Source organism: Veillonella sp. VA142, assembly GCF_003992135.1.
In the GTDB taxonomy this organism is placed as follows: Bacteria; Bacillota; Negativicutes; order Veillonellales; family Veillonellaceae; genus F0422.
Window position 1 is genome coordinate 1 of record NZ_RQVN01000010.1, and the last position, 15,462, is coordinate 15,462.

General features: G+C 39.1%; 13 protein-coding genes. 12 read left to right on the forward strand and 1 reads right to left on the reverse strand.

The annotated features are described in order from the left end of the window. Positions 1-264 precede the first annotated feature (264 nt). From EO117_RS05160 to EO117_RS05180, 5 genes are all read left to right on the forward strand, one after another. Complete coding sequence (locus tag EO117_RS05160; protein WP_126939420.1) at positions 265-987, forward strand: class I SAM-dependent methyltransferase; 723 nt, start codon at positions 265-267, stop codon at positions 985-987. 9 nt (positions 988-996) lie between these two features. Continuing rightward, positions 997-1,485 carry a DnaA ATPase domain-containing protein gene (locus tag EO117_RS05165; protein ID WP_126939421.1) on the forward strand — a complete coding sequence of 163 codons (489 nt, stop codon included), beginning with the start codon at positions 997-999 and terminating at the stop codon, positions 1,483-1,485. Positions 1,486-1,642: 157 nt separating this feature from the next. Continuing rightward, positions 1,643-3,184, forward strand: coding sequence for a nitrite/sulfite reductase (locus EO117_RS05170; protein WP_126939422.1), 1,542 nt, complete (start codon positions 1,643-1,645; stop codon positions 3,182-3,184). A gap of 243 nt (positions 3,185-3,427) precedes the next feature. Beyond that, the gene (locus EO117_RS05175; RefSeq protein ID WP_126939423.1) at positions 3,428-4,108 is read left to right on the forward strand and encodes a PepSY domain-containing protein; all 681 of its coding nucleotides are present in this window, start codon (positions 3,428-3,430) and stop codon (positions 4,106-4,108) included. A gap of 10 nt (positions 4,109-4,118) precedes the next feature. After that, positions 4,119-4,904 carry an enoyl-CoA hydratase gene (locus tag EO117_RS05180; protein ID WP_126939424.1) on the forward strand — a complete coding sequence of 262 codons (786 nt, stop codon included), beginning with the start codon at positions 4,119-4,121 and terminating at the stop codon, positions 4,902-4,904. Between the two features lie 198 nt (positions 4,905-5,102). Here EO117_RS05180 and guaC read toward each other — a convergent pair whose 3' ends face one another. Next, positions 5,103-6,089: a GMP reductase gene (guaC, locus tag EO117_RS05185; protein WP_126939425.1), complete on the reverse strand. Its 987-nt coding sequence runs from the start codon at positions 6,087-6,089 to the stop codon at positions 5,103-5,105. A gap of 260 nt (positions 6,090-6,349) precedes the next feature. Here guaC and thiT point away from each other — a divergent pair, with 260 nt between their 5' ends. From thiT to EO117_RS05220, 7 genes are all read left to right on the forward strand, one after another. Then, a complete protein-coding gene (thiT, locus tag EO117_RS05190) occupies positions 6,350-6,904 on the forward strand; it encodes an energy-coupled thiamine transporter ThiT (RefSeq protein WP_126939426.1) in 555 nt (184 codons plus the stop codon). A gap of 25 nt (positions 6,905-6,929) precedes the next feature. Beyond that, complete coding sequence (mobB, locus tag EO117_RS05195; RefSeq protein WP_126939427.1) at positions 6,930-8,075, forward strand: molybdopterin-guanine dinucleotide biosynthesis protein B; 1,146 nt, start codon at positions 6,930-6,932, stop codon at positions 8,073-8,075. Next, positions 8,075-9,313: a molybdopterin molybdotransferase MoeA gene (locus tag EO117_RS05200; RefSeq protein WP_126939428.1), complete on the forward strand. Its 1,239-nt coding sequence runs from the start codon at positions 8,075-8,077 to the stop codon at positions 9,311-9,313. Before mobB ends, EO117_RS05200 begins: the two co-directional genes overlap by 1 nt. A gap of 194 nt (positions 9,314-9,507) precedes the next feature. After that, positions 9,508-10,821 (forward strand): dicarboxylate/amino acid:cation symporter, encoded by a 1,314-nt coding sequence (locus EO117_RS05205; protein ID WP_126939429.1) that lies wholly within the window; start codon positions 9,508-9,510, stop codon positions 10,819-10,821. Positions 10,822-11,594: 773 nt separating this feature from the next. Then, positions 11,595-12,902 (forward strand): dicarboxylate/amino acid:cation symporter, encoded by a 1,308-nt coding sequence (locus EO117_RS05210; RefSeq protein ID WP_126939430.1) that lies wholly within the window; start codon positions 11,595-11,597, stop codon positions 12,900-12,902. A 254-nt stretch (positions 12,903-13,156) separates the two neighbouring features. Next, positions 13,157-14,827, forward strand: coding sequence for a formate--tetrahydrofolate ligase (locus EO117_RS05215; RefSeq protein WP_126939431.1), 1,671 nt, complete (start codon positions 13,157-13,159; stop codon positions 14,825-14,827). Positions 14,828-14,835: 8 nt separating this feature from the next. Continuing rightward, positions 14,836-15,456, forward strand: coding sequence for a cyclodeaminase/cyclohydrolase family protein (locus tag EO117_RS05220; RefSeq protein WP_126939432.1), 621 nt, complete (start codon positions 14,836-14,838; stop codon positions 15,454-15,456). Positions 15,457-15,462: the final 6 nt, after the last annotated feature.

Sequence of the window (15,462 nt, forward strand, 5' to 3'; positions counted from 1 at the left end):
TTTAGCACTATAATCATACCACGAAATCACTATGGATTTTTTATATTCAATTGTTCAATTTCATTATACAATTAACCCATATAAAAAAATAAATAAAAAGTAAAGATTTAAGAGTAAAAAGTAAAGATTTACTGAAAAAAGTAAAGATATATATCTAACAAGTAAAGAGGAATGAAAGATTAGACGATACAGTTGTTCGTGACTCAAGCTACATACAAAGTATCTCTTCTCATGGTATAATACGATGTGATATAAGGAGGGCCTATGACGATACAAGATAGGATAATTGCCTACTGGAAAAGGCGGAGCGGTGATTTTGGAGCGCTGCGCATGAGGGAATTACAATCGAAGTTAGCCCCACGATGGTTGCGCGAGATTACTCCGTATATTAAAGATCATCATCAACGAATTTTAGATTTAGGAACAGGCACAGGCTTTTTTGCATTTTTGTTAGCACAGCAAGGGTATTCGGTGACCGGCATTGATTTGACGGAAGAGATGATTGCGGTGGCGAAGGATCAAGCGTTGATATTGCAGAATTCATTACAAGGTTCGGTGGATTTTCACTGTATGGATGCCATACAATTGGAATATGTAGATGCGTCCTTTGATGTAATCCTAGCAAGGAATCTGACTTGGACCTTACCGGATGTGGAAGCAGCCTATAAGGAATGGTACCGTGTACTGGCGCCGAAAGGTGTGCTTATCAATATTGATGGCGATTATGGAGTAGAACTTAAGGTGCCTGTAGTGGCGAATCATCACATTCACGAAGGGGTTTCTAAAACAACGATGGAGGAGTGCATTGCCATAACAGAGGAACTTTCCATCAGTCGCATGGATCGTCCTCATTGGGATGCACATATGATGCGCAAAGCAGGCTTTTCCAGAGTGTATTTAGATATGGCGGTGAGTAGCCGTATTTATAATGAAGAAGATGAATTATATAATCCAGTGCCACTCTTTTCCATTGTGGCAAGAAAATAAGGAGGTATTATGCAAACTTTTGAAACTTTCAACGTAACAGAAAAAAATAAATTCGCTATGGCTTCTGCGCTAGCAATGACAGATTTTACTAAGTGTTTTGAGCCGGTGCTGCTTGTATTTGGACAGTCTGGTGTGGGTAAAACGCATCTATTGAAAGCCATGGAGCAAGAAGCAGTGAAACAGAATGCAGCTATCCGTGTACGGTATGTGACAGGGACGCAGTTTATAAAAGAATATAACGATAGCGTGACCTATGGTGAAGTGGCAGATTATATGGAAGAGTACTGTAAATTACACTTGTTACTAGTGGATGATGTGCAAGACATTGTGTATAGCGATGACGAAGGGGCCAAGAAAATGTTTATGCGCCTCGAGACGGGAATGAAAGCTAAACAACGTCGTATGGCAGTTGCGTTTGATGATACGTTCGACTCTGAAGATCGTTCTAATGAATTGCAGAATGAATTGACCGATGGAGTTGTGGCTTTTATCGAATAGAAAAATGAATAGAAAGCGGTTATTACACTGTATAACTAAGTGATATAACCTATGATAAGAGGCGGATTTCAATCTATAGAAATCCGCCTTAATATCTGTTATACTTGAGAAGAAGAGTTTCTATTGAGCGAGTGCTCAGGAGAGGAGATAAAGTATAATGGCTATTTCAGAAGAAGTGCGGCAACGCTTTGCAGGGGAGTTCGAAACGTTTCAAAAAGGAATTGAGGGTTTCTTTGCGAAAGAGATTGCTCCTAAAGATTTCAAAGGTATTGGTGGAGGGTTTGGCAGCTATGCCGAACGAGGCTTTGAAAGCGCAATGTTACGGTTACGTTTCTTTGGTTCTCGTATTCTTCCATACCAAATGAAGTTTTTAGTAAATGCAGTAAAAAAATATGATTTAAAATATGTGCACTTTACAACAGGTCAGTGTATTCAATTCCATAAATTGCAAGGTGAGCAAATTTTAGAACTGTATAAAGAATGTTTTGAACACGATATTTATAGCCGTGGAACTGGTGGAGATAATTTTCGAAATGTGACAGCTAGTCCATTGCATGGTGTACATCCAGAGGAACCATTTGCAGTGACACCGTACTTGCAAGCTGTTAGCGAATATGCCGTTTCTTTGATAGGTACGTTGGCATTGCCACGTAAATATAAAATTGGATTCTCTGTGGTAGATAATGAAGGTCATGCAAACTATAAGGATTTAGGATTCTTGGCAAAAGAAAATGGCAAGTTCGATGTCTACGCAGGTGGCGGTATTGGAGGCGGCTCTGCCTTTGGTGTCTTAGTAGATGAAAATGTAGATCCAAATGAAGTATTACACCATGTGGAAGGTATGTTGCATTTGTACCATGAACTAGGTGATTTTAAAAGTCGTGGTAAAGCACGTTCTCGTTTTATAGCACAACGGTTAGGGAAAGAAGAATTCCGTAAAGCATACCATGAATATTTAGCAAAATCTAAAGCAGCCCATGATTTAACATTGTCTGTAGAGCCATATACCGTGAATAAAGTCGGCACCTCTACACCTACAACAGTATTGGCAAAACCTCAAAAACAAAAAGGTTTGTATTATATTCAATACAAACCATTAGTAGGTACACCACCGATGGATGTATTCGTAAAATTATTTGATTACGTAGGGGGCTTAGAAGAAACAGAAATCCGTATTTGCGGTGATGAATCCGTATATATTGTAAACTTAACGGGTGAAGAAGCAGATGCAGTAGCAGCTATTATCGGCGATACACATGCAAAAAATAAATTCGAGCATACTGTATCCTGTGTAGGAGCTACTATTTGCCAAATCGGATTCCAAGATTCTTCTGGATTGGTACAAGTAATTAAGGATACATTAGAAGCGCAAGGATTATCTACAGATCGCTTACCACAATTGCATGTATCTGGTTGCCCATCTTCTTGTGGTACACACCAAGTGGGTACACTAGGATTCCATGGATTTACAAAAGTAGTAGATAAAAAGCCTCAACCAGCTTTCAAAGTGTTCGTAAATGGTAATGGTGAAGTAGAAGGTCAACGTATGTCCGATGAACTAGGCGTTATCACAGTAACGGATATTCCTAAGTTCTTTATCGACCTTGTGAAAGCTCTGGAAGAAGCAAAACAAGATTTTGATACATGGAAAAATCAACAACCAGAGGCATTCCAAGCAGTGCTTAGTAAATATCTATAATAGATGTAAAAACGTTCTTACTTAGGTGAGGACGTTTTTATTTGTTAGTGTCTTAGAGACATATCGTTGTATTATTCAGCAGTAAGATAGAATGGAAGGCAAACTCAATATAGCACTTGGATTGTATTGAAGAATTAGGTTAGATACGGTATAATGAAAGAGATATCTCAAGATTGAGAATGAAAACTTCATGTAGTATAGTCATGCAAGTTTTGTTCATAGAAGTGTATATAGGAGAGTCCAATGAAAAAAAGTACATTAGCTTTAGTAGGAGCTATGGCATTTGCTACAACATTTGCAGTAGCACCGCAAGCACATGCTGAAATCAACGAATATTCTAATTTAAATGATAAAACAGTGGTGGTACGCCAACCTGGTCAATCCATGGTATTATCCATGCGTGAGGTAGCAGGGATCTTTGTAGGACGCTATGTAAAAGCTGCGGTTAGCTCTATTACGTTAGACCCATCCAAAGGAAATTATCAGTACGTGGTAGTAGGTTATACACCAAAACAAAAAATCACTATTGATGTAGACGTAATCACTGGTAAAGTAGTGCGTGAATTCCGTTCTAGTAAAGCAAAAGATGTAGCATCTAAAGTGTTCAATCCGTTGAAAGTAATTTCTCCCAAAGAGGCAGAAGTAGCAGCTCGTGGTTTGGTAGGAGAAGGCTCTTTCACTAGAGGATGGGAAATCAAAGCAGAAAACAATGAAGTTGTTTATATAGTTCGTACGCAAGATACTGATGAGAAAGAATACAGTGTCAAAGTAGATGCTGTGACAGGGAAAGCTCTTGAAAAAGGGGCTCCTATTGATTGGGCTAAAATCAAAGCTGATCGTTTGCGTAATGATGGGGTAGGTAAACCGTTTACATTGCAACAAGAACCAGAAGATGATGCTTCAGATCCTACGAAGACATTATAATAGGTGAAGCATGACGTATCATAATATTTTATTTACAATTGAAAATAATGTGGCTACTATTACCTTTAATCGTCCGGAAGTGCAGAATGGTTTTAATGTGCCAATGTGCAAAGAAATTCTAGATGCTATTCGTGTAGTACAGGAAACAGAGGAAGCTCGTGTATTAGTGTTTAAAGCAGAAGGCAAGGTCTTTTCTGTAGGCGGAGATCTAACAGAAATGAAACGTGCTGTGGAAGAAAATGATACAGAATCTTTGTTTGAGATTACTCACTTGGTGATGGAAATTTCGTTAGCGATGAAGCATTTACCAAAACCTGTTGTGATGTGCACCGATGGTGCTGTGGCAGGGGCGGCTTTCAATATGGTGTTGGCTGCGGATATGTGTATAGCTTCTACGAATAGTCGCTTTATTCAGGCTTTTGTGAATGTAGGCTTAGCGCCAGATGCTGGTGGTATGTACTTGTTGAGTCGTGCTGTAGGTATCAACCGTGCTATGCAACTAGCTATGACGGGAGAAGCGGTGACTGCTGAAAAGGGCAAGGAATATGGTTTTGTTTATAAAGTGTGCGAACCAGAGATTTTGGAACGCACTACCAACCGTTTAGTACAACGTTTAGCGAAAGGGCCTGTTCATTCGTACCGGGCTATGAAGCAAATGATGTGGGCAAGTTTCTTTACAAATTTTGAAGAATATGCAGAATTAGAAGTGAAGATTCAAAACTCATTAGGAGCTACAGAAGACTTCCGTGAAGGTGTACGTGCTTTTGCAGAAGGAAGACGACCAAAATTTAAATAATACATCTGTGGATATGAATAGAAAGAGCTATTACGACTAAGTAAAGTCGGTAATAGCTCTTTTAGCATTGTGGAGAATAGATAGGTTTATAAGAATAGTCTATGTATCTCCTGCGTTTATATATGCTAGGATCTATGATTTCAAAGATAGTCCAATAAAAAAGGACCCTTCTAGAGAAGAGTCCTAGTATAGTTGTGATTAACGGTCGCCGTTAAAAATGGAGTTTTTAACAATAACGTAGTCAACTTTTTTGATAGCTTGTAATGTAGTGCCACCAGCATAAGAGATAGAAGATTGTAAATCTTGTTCCATTTCAGTCAATGTATCGAAGATACTACCTTTAGATGGGATTGTAATTTTTTTTCCTTCTACATTTTTGCGCTCCCCTTTTTGATGCTCGGAAGCACTGCCAAAGTATTCTTTATAAGCAACTCCATCGATGGTTACTTCTTTACCTGGAGATTCGATATGACCAGCGAATAAAGAGCCAATCATAACAAAGGAAGCACCGAAACGAATAGATTTCGCAATGTCACCGTGATCACGGATACCACCGTCAGCGATAATAGGCTTTGTAGCTGCTTTTGCACACCAACGAACAGCGGACAATTGCCAACCACCAGTACCAAAACCAGTTTTTAGTTTAGTGATACAAACTTTACCAGGTCCGATGCCTACTTTGGTAGCATCAGCACCAGCATTTTCTAGTTCACGAACTGCTTCAGGAGTACCTACGTTACCAGCAATAACAAAACTTTCAGGAAGTTCGCGTTTAATATGTTGAATCATGTCGATAACGCTGTTGGAATGGCCATGAGCGATGTCGATAGTAATATATTCTGGGCATAGGTTTGCTTTTTTTAATTCATCTACGAATGCAAATTCCTCTGGTTTAACACCAATAGAAATAGATGCAAATAAACCTGCCGCATGCATGTCTTTTACAAAGTCCAAACGCTTTTCTGGTTGGAAACGGTGCATAATATAGAAGTAGTTTTTAGCAGCTAGTTCTTTGGCTAACTTTTCATCAATGATAGTTTGCATGTTAGCTGGCACAATTGGTAAACGGAATGTACGATTTCCTAGTTTAACGGTTGTGTCACATTCGCTACGGCTAGATACGATACACTTGTTTGGTATCAATTGCACGTCTTCATAATCGAAAATGTTTGTAGTATTGATCATTATTTGTTGCCCCCTAAATAGACATAATTAGGATTACACGATATAATCCTTATCTATTATACATAAGACCTCTAATCTTGGCAATAATAGGAGGAAGATACATATTCATTTTTACCATGCTAATTTGTACTAGGAGAATATTCAGGTTTGTGAAAAAACATATAGATAAAAATAGATTAAAAGTGATACAATAAAAGAAAATATAATCAGATAACTTGATAATATATTTCAATAAATTATTGTATAAAAAGGAGATAGATATGAGTTATACAAGTTCAACAAAAACAAGAATGCTAGTAGAAGGCGGTTTAGTTATCGCTATGGCACAAATTTTAAGTATGTATGTCATTTACCAAATGCCACAAGGTGGTGCGGTAAAAGCGGCTAACTTGGTACCCTTGTTGATTTATGCGTATCGTTGGGGCGGTCGTGCAGGTATTTTAACTGGTATTGCATATGGGATTGTCCACTTCTTATTAGGTTTTAAATTTACCATTCACTTTATGAGTATTATCTTAGATTATATTTTGGCGTATGGTGCTATCGGTATTGCAGGATTCTTTGGCGGTTCAAGTACTGTGAAAGCCTTCTTTGGTGCTATTTATGCCATCTTAACACGTTTTGCCATGTCAGCCATCAGTGGTGTAGTGGTATTTGGATCCTATGCGCCAGAGGGAACAAGTCCTTGGATTTACTCCCTAACGTATAATGCAACGTATATGTTACCAGATATGGTGATTAATCTTGTTGTATTGGCATTATTATATGTGCCAGTAATGCGTGGATTAGGTCGTGTGACACCAAACCATAAATAAGAAAATATCTAGGACAGGAGATATTATGATTTCTGAATTGGGAATTATTGTATTAGCGGGTGGACTTAGCACCCGTATGGGAACGGATAAAACGAGATTACCTTGGGGCAGCAGCACTCTATTGGGAGAAATGCTCCGCAAGGCGGTCCTAACAGAGTGTGGAGAGATTTTAGTTTCCATTAATCGAGAACTAGAAGAATCAGAGGCACATATTATTGAGGAAGCTAGATCCTTTGGACGTGATATTCAATTAGTACCAGATACGATTGCTATGAAAGGCCCGCTGAGTGGATTACAATCCACTCTTTCAGTAGGGTCTAGAGAAGCTTATGTTGTAGTGTCTGCTGATATGCCTTGGTTTTCCTTTCACTGGTTGCCATCTTGGGAAGTACATATCGATGCCTTTCTGCAAGGCGAATTATTAGCTATGGTGCCTTATGTAGGATTGCAAGAGTATGAGCCCTTGGCAGCCATATATAAACGGTCAGTGCTAGACACAATTCAGGAAGCCTTAGAAGGCGAAGATGTATCTATGCATGGCATATTGGATAAGATTCCATATATGGAAATGGATATGATTGAAGAAGCCGAGTTATATAATAATGTAAATACTCGTTTATCCTATAAATTGGCAAAAGCGAAGGCTGTAAATCGAGAACGTTCTGTGCCGATTGTAACTATTAGTGCTAGCCAGTCCAAATCGGGTAAAACAACGGTGGCTACAGCTCTGATTAACCTTCTTTCACAGCGAGGTATCGTGGTGGGAATGGTCAAAAGTGATGGACATGGATTCAGCATGGATCAGGAAGGCACAGATACGTGGAAGGCTAGCCAAGCTGGTGCGAAGGCGGTAGCGATAGCTGGACCTAATGGATATGCTATGGTGGTACATGGTGAAGGTATGCAACGGCAACAGCAACTGATTCGCTTGGCTAATGAAATGCCAGTGGATTTGGTGCTTTTAGAAAGCCGGAGTCATGGTGTAGCACCTATTATTGAGGTGTTCCGGGATAATCACAATGAAACACGATTACCACAATTAGAAGAAATTGTAGCAGTGGTCACAGATATACAAGAAACATTAGATGGAAATACAATTTGCGAGCAGTTTAGTTTCAGTGAAGAAGATATGGAGCGCTTAGCTGATTGGATAGTAAAGGAGTTGTTATAATGCAAGTAGTAACCGTAGAAGAAGGTTTGCAACTAGTGGAAGCTCCTTTTACCGATAGTGCATATAGGGTAGAAATGGAATCTGTACCTATTGGTCAGGCCTATGGAAGAGTGCTAGGAAACACTGCTTTGGCGCAGATGAACTATCCGCCCTTTAGGCGTTCGGCTATGGATGGTATTGCTATTCGGTATGCAGAAGATACAAGGACATATCGTATTTTAGGGGCCATTGGTGCAGGAGAAGTCTTTCAAGGTCAATTAGCACCTGGTGAAGGGATTCACATTATGACGGGTGCTATGGTACCAGACTCAGCTGATACAGTAGTAGTAAAAGAGGCTTTAACCTGGGTTACTGAAGCAGAAGTAACGGTACCTAGCCGCATTGAAGTGGGACAACATATCATCCTTGAAGGGGAAGATATACAAGTTGGTCAGGAATTATTGCCAGCAGGTACTGTATTGGAAGCGGCACAAGTGGGAATCTTGGCAGGACAAGGATATAGTGAAGTGTCTGTGTATCGCAAGCCGAGAGTCATTGTGTTAACTACAGGTCGTGAAGTGCAAGAACCATCAGAGTCATTGCAAGCGGGACATATTTATAATTCCAATCGGTATTTACTAGAAGGTACTTTATATGCTTTAGGTGTTGATGTAGTGGGGGTAGCCCATTTGTCAGATGCACCAGGTACAGTGGATGATAACATTGCTACCGTACAACATATGTTAAATACATTGAGACCAGTGGATATGATCATTAGCACTGGAGGTGTATCGGTAGGTGACTATGATACGATGCCTGAATTGTATGAACGTTTAGGAGCGGATACATTGTATCGACGATTGCATATGCGTCCAGGTGCGGCATCCTTTGGAGGTATTATTAGGGGCAACAACCATACTACATGGTGTATGGGTCTATCAGGAAATCCTACAGCTGCAATGAATCAGTTCTATTTATTGGTGTTGCCTGTATTAGAACGCTTGTCTGGACGGATGGTAATGACTACCTGGATAGAATGTCGTCTAGGTGAAGTGGTAGATAGAAAACATCCTCTTGACCGCTATTATCAAGGGCAGATTAGGTATGAGGCAGGTTCCTGTTGGGCATATCCTAATTTAGGTATGACATCGGGAGGCCTAAAAGCCCTAAGTGTAGCCAATGGTTTGATTAAAATCCCTGGTGATAGTAATCGCTTAGAGGTAGGAACATTGGTGAAAGTATTGCCTTTCAGTCGATAAAAAGAATAAAGAAACAAAAAAATGAGTAGATACCCTTTTTAACTACAAAAATTCTTGTATAAATAGAAGATATTTGTTATAATAATTCTATAGAATTTTATAAGTAAGGTCTACATAGAGACACATCGTACACGTACCCTGTGCCTCTTTTTGTATGGTCTTCAAAGGATAGTATTTATGAAAAAGGAGATTCTATGTCAGTATTAAAAAGACTTGGATTATCTGGGTGGATTGTTATCGGCTTATTAGCGGGTGTACTAGTAGGTTCTGTAGCCCCAGATTTTGCAAAACAATTAAAACCATTGGGCGATGTATTTATTCGTATGATTAAAATGATTGTAGTCCCATTGATTTTTAGTTCCCTTGTAATGGGCATTGCCGGTACAGGCGACTTTAAAAAATTAGGCCGCTTAGGTGGTAAAGCTATTTTATGGTTTGAAATCGCCACTACCATTGCCTTATTTGTTGGTTTATTTGTGGTAAATGTATTTGAACCAGGTGTGGGTGTGAACTTAACGGCTAATGGTAATGCAGTGGATATTGCCAATAAAGCTGCCGCAAAAGGGGCTGTGGATCACGTACAAATGTTGGTAAATATCATCCCTACGAATATCGTCGATGCTATGGCACGTGGTGATATGTTGCAAATCATCTTCTTTAGCTGTATGTTTGCTATTGCCGCTGCTACCATCGGTAAAGAAGGGAAACAAATCGTTGAACTGTCCAAAGATTTAGCGCACATCATGTTTAAAGTAACACATTATGTGATGTATGTGTCCCCAATTGGTATCTTCGGCGCCATTGCGTACACTGTAGGTAACTTTGGTTTAGGTATGTTAATCCCATTGATGAAGCTTGTATTCACATTGTATGGTGGTTTGGCAATTTTCTTGGTTATCATTATTCTCATTGGTTCATTCTTTACAAAGGTAAATTTATTTAAACTTGCTAAAGTGTTGAAAGAACCAATTGTGTTGGCATTCTCTACAGCAGCGTCTGAAGCAGCCTTGCCAATTGCAATGGAGAAGTTGAAAAAGGTAGGTATTCCTAACCAAGTAGTAAGTTTTGTATTACCTTTAGGATATACATTTAACTTGGATGGTTCCACATTATACTCATCGTTAGCAGTTGTATTTATTTCTCAAGTGTACGGTGTACCATTCCCGTTAGAACAACAATTATTGATGGTATTAACATTGATGGTGTCTACGAAAGGGATTGCCGCAGTACCAGGTGCGTCATTAATTGTTATCGCGGGGACAGCTGCAGCTTTTGGCTTGCCAGTAGAAGGCTTGGCATTAATTTTGGGTGTAGACCGTATCCTAGACATGGCGCGTACTGTGTGTAACTTGTCTGGTAACTGTTTAGCAGCCGCTATTGTAGGCCGTTGGGAAAAGGAAGTGTCTGCTGAGCGCCTCGCAGAGCTAATCGACAACCCATTGACCGATGAAGAAGTAGATGCGTTAGAACAAGCAAGCTTTGAACATGTTGGTAAACAACAAGCATAATTAGTTTTGCTGATAATATTGAAATAGAATATAGGGAGCTGTGACAAAATAGCTACCAATAACATAGAGGAAAGTTGATTAAAAAGTATCAACTTTCCTCTATTTTTTATATTTTAATAGGCAAATGTAAAAATGTGTTTTTTGTTACAGGCTACCCTTTGACATATTGTGATTGTAGACTATCATAGTTATATATAAAAATATAGGGGTAGAAATTTTTTGGGAATGGCAGAATAGAAGAAGCAAGAAAGACAAAAAAATACCATGACCATCACTAAGATGTTCATGGTATTTGTAGATAAAGTTCTTTAGGTCAACTGTAGGGAAGAGTAGAGGAGAAGACCTAAAGATGTGAATGAAGGATGTGTATCTGTGCGCGACATACTGTAGAGGTAGCATGGTAGAGGTAGCTAGTTATGTCGCATACATATATTATGAGGCCCTATAAAGGAGTTGAGGAGTTTATAATATACGTACATCACTTCACAAGAAAGAGAGTATCATAGTTTTGTTACTCTTTATCTGTAGTATAAACTAGGAACGTCAAAAGAATGTCAAAATAAAAAACTTTTTTGAAATTTTTTTTGGAAAATGACTAGTACACATATTTGTATACACTAACTGTACTATTGTATCTCTATAAAGGATTTGCTATAATACGTTTTATAGAATTTTAGGATAGGTTCTGAAAGAGACATTCTGTACTTGTACACCATCGCCTCTTTTTATATGGCCTGAACAAGTGTTGGTATGTAAAAAGGAGATTCTATACTATGTTAAAGAAAATTGGATTATCAGGGTGGATTGGCATTGGACTATTGGCCGGTGTCTTAGTGGGGGCAGTAGCACCAGATTTTGCGAAACAGTTGAAGCCTTTGGGTGATGTGTTTATTCGCATGATCAAGATGATTGTTGTACCTTTAATTTTTAGCTCCCTAGTGATGGGCATTGCTGGGACAGGGGACTTTAAAAAACTAGGTCGTCTTGGGGGCAAAGCAATTCTATGGTTTGAATTAGCTACGACCTTGGCACTATTTATTGCTCTGTTTGCAGTCAATGTAGTAGAACCAGGAGTTGGCGTTAACTTGACAGCTAGTGGCGGTGCTACGGAACTTGTTAATAAAGCGGCTTCTAAAGGGCAAATGGATCATGTACAGATGTTGGTGAACATTATCCCTACGAATATTATAGATGCGATGGCGCGTGGAGATATGTTACAAATCATCTTTTTTAGTTGCATGTTTGCTATTGCCGCGGCTAGTCTTGGTAAAGAAGGTAGACAAATTGTAGACTTATCAAAAAGCGTAGCTCATATTATGTTTAGAGTGACTCATTATGTTATGTATATTTCCCCTATCGGTATTTTTGGGGCTATTGCATACACAGTGGGAGCATTTGGCATTGAAATGCTGATTCCTTTGTTGAAATTGGTATTTACTTTATATGCAGGACTAATCGTGTTCCTTACTCTTGTTCTTGGAATTGCATCGGCATTAACAAAAGTAAACTTATTTAAATTATTCTTTGCTCTGAAAGAGCCTACTATTTTAGCATTTACAACAGCAGCCTCTGAGGCAGCTTTACCAATTGCTATGGAAAAATTGAAAAAAATGGGGATTCCCAATCATATTGTAAGTTTCGTACTTCCGTTAGGATATACATTTAACCTAGATGGATCTACGTTGTACTCTGCCTTAGCGGTTGTATTTATTGCCCAGGTGTATGGCGTACCATTCCCGATTGATCAACAAATTTTAATGATGATTACCTTGATGTTATCCACTAAAGGAATTGCGGGCGTACCTGGTGGCTCCTTGATTGTGGTGGCAGCGACTAGTGCAGCCTTTGGATTGCCGGTGGAAGGGTTAGCCTTAATTTTAGGGATAGACCGAGTGTTAGACATGGGACGTACTGTATGTAACTTACTAGGTAACTGTATTGCAGCAGCTATCGTAGGTCGTTGGGAACATGAAGTGTCAGCGGAAGATTTGAATCGATACATTGCTCATCCATTAACAGATGAAGAAGTAGCAGTGTTAGAACAAAAACATATAGAAACTCTGGCAAATACACATGCATAATAGAATGCAAATCAGCACCATATATACCTTTCACGGATATATATGGTGCTTTTTGTTACTTGTTATAGGAAAGGATAGTACTTTCAGTGTAATTATTAATAGACGAAATATGTAAAAACGTTGTATGATGTTCATAATAAACTATTGCTTTACTATAGTATTAGTGAAAAGTGTTAGAGTTTTGAAAGGTAAAGAATTGTTGCTAAATTATTGTGGTCATGCAAGTGTATGGCGATATATACGGAGGAAGAGATATGTTAAGTGATATTGAAATTGCCCAACAGGCGCAAATGGAACCGATTGTAGAGATTGCAAAACGATGCAATTTAACAGAAGATGAATTGGAATTATATGGGAAATATAAAGCGAAAGTGTCCTTTGATGCGATGGAACGCTTACAAGATCAGCCGAACGGTAAGCTAGTGCTAGTTACTGCCATCACACCTACACCAGCAGGAGAAGGTAAGTCTACCACGACTATTGGATTGACACAAGCTTTACAACAAATCGGCGTGAACAGCATTGCTGTACTACGTGAGCCATCCTTAGGACCTGTATTCGGTGTCAAAGGTGGTGCTGCTGGCGGTGGTTATGCACAGGTAGTACCAATGGAAGATATTAATCTTCATTTTACAGGAGATATGCATGCCATTACGGCGGCCAATAACTTATTATCGGCAATGATTGATAACCATATTTTCCAAGGTAATGCACTACAAATCGATGTGCGTCGTATTAGTTGGAAACGTGTATTAGATATGAATGATCGTGCCTTACGTAATGTGGTGATTGGTATGGGTGGCCCTATGAGTGGTGTACCACGGGAAGATCATTTTATGATTTCAGTAGCCTCTGAAATAATGGCTATTTTATGTTTGGCTCGTGATTTAGAAGATTTAAAAGCACGATTTGGTCGCATTGTGATTGGTACAAATCTATCTGGAGATCCTGTATTTGTCCATCAATTAGGCTGTGAAGGAGCGATGGCGTTACTTATGAAAGATGCTATCAAACCGAACTTAGTACAAACCTTAGAACATACACCGGTATTGATCCATGGTGGTCCATTTGCGAATATTGCTCATGGATGTAACTCAATCATTGCGACCAAGTTAGGATTAAAATTAGGGGATGTAGTTATTACAGAAGCTGGATTTGGTGCAGATTTAGGGGCAGAGAAATTCTTGCATATCAAGTGCCATTATGGAGACATTTTCCCTGATGCGGTGGTCATCGTAGCCACGATCCGAGCTTTAAAAATGCATGGAGGAGTTCCAAAATCAGAGTTGACCAAAGAAAATGTAAAAGCGCTAGAACGAGGCTTTGTGAATTTAGGAAAACAAATTGCCAATATGAGAGCCTTTGGTTTGCCAGTTTTAGTCAGCATTAATAAATTTGCTACAGATACACCAGCAGAAATCGATGCATTATTACAATTATGCGATCACTATGGTGTGGATGTAAGTCTTAATGAATGCTGGGAAAAAGGTGGCGCCGGAGGCATTGATATGGCAAAACAAGTGATAGGCATGCTAGAAGGAACAGACATCAAGCCAACTGCTTTATACGATGTGAAAGATAGCATCCCTAATAAGTTAACGGCGATTGTAAAAGAAATTTATGGTGGCAATGGTGTAACATTTACTAGTGCAGCGAAAAAGCAAATTGCTCAATTGGAAGAATGGGGATTGGCAGACCTACCAGTATGTGTGGCAAAAACACAATACTCCTTAAGTGATAATCCAGAGTTATTAGGAGCTCCTACCGATTTTACCATCACTGTGCAAGATGTGCGGATTGCCAATGGAGCTGGATTTATTGTGTGTCAAACAAGTAATATTATGGTCATGCCAGGATTGCCGAAACAACCAGCTGCTCTTGGTATGGATGTCACAGCAGAAGGGACTATTAAAGGATTATTTTAGGAGGAATGATGGAATTACATAATGCATCTGTATTAGACTTTATTCGTGACCTTGGGTCTAGTGCACCAGCCCCAGGAGGTGGCAGTGTAGCAGCTATGAATGGCGCTATGGCGGCTGCTTTAATTGAAATGGTGGCGAATTTAACGATTGGAAATGCAAAATATGAATCAGTCCATGAGGAAATGAAAGGTATTCAAAAACAAGTAAGCCAAATAAAAGAAGAATTTGTCCGCTATATTAATCAAGATAGTGCCGCTTTTATGGAGTTAATGGGGGCTTTCAAATTACCAAAAGAAACAGAAGAAGAAAAAGCATTTCGCAAAACAGAAATACAACGCACCACGAAACAAGCTGCCTTAGTGCCCTATGAAATTGGTAAATTAGCACATACATTATTACCTATGGCGGAAACAGTTATTGTGAAAGGAAATACTAATGCCATTACAGATGGAATGATTGCTGTGATGAATGCGAAAACCGCTGTAAAGAGCGCATTTTTAAATGTGAAAATTAATTTAGGGTCGATACAAGATGCGGAGTTTGTGAAACAACTGGCAGACAGCATGGAAGAGATAGAGTCTGTGTTAGATGCAGAGGAACAACGATTGCTAGGTCTTGCTAAGTTATAAGACTCA